We start from the raw sequence: 543 nt of genomic DNA on the forward strand, positions 1-543 counted from the left end.
CGGTCCATAATTTGTTCTTGACCATTTTCTGTATCAATATATAATACAGACTTCTTCATTCTAAGATAACCTCTTGCAAGATTTACCATGAAGAATGTTTTCTTTGCTTTAGGTTTATCCAATATCACATTAACCGAATGTTCTGGATAACCTCCTGCATTGGTTAAATCATTCAATTGCCTAAATGGGCATGGTAATACTGAAGGTTCTGATTGCCTTCTAAACTGTCTCTCGGTAATATCTCGAATCATATATAGGGGTTCATCCTCTTTCTTAGGTTTACTTTTCTGAAGTACCTTTTCAATCTTCCTCGAATATTCTTCGTATTGTTCGAAGTTATCCAAATCAAAAGAATCATTTAAGTTCTTCATCTCAACATAGGTAGAGAACTGATATATCTTTTCTTTTATGTAATCAGAATCCGATAGTGGTATATGATAGAGATTACTTATTAGTTTATTGATATTAGGTATATCATCCTTAGTTACCAAATCCACATAGGTTTTGGATTCTAGTAACTCTTTTACTACTTCCTTTAAGATA

At 32.2% G+C, this 543-nt stretch carries 1 protein-coding gene; it reads right to left on the minus strand.

The genetic code is table 11. The features are described 5' to 3' along the window. Positions 1 to 543 (minus strand): hypothetical protein (locus ACFFUV_RS23850; RefSeq protein ID WP_390198506.1); only part of this gene is annotated, 543 nt, incomplete at both ends.

Source organism: Vibrio olivae (assembly GCF_042428525.1).
GTDB lineage: Bacteria > Pseudomonadota > Gammaproteobacteria > Enterobacterales > Vibrionaceae > Vibrio > Vibrio olivae.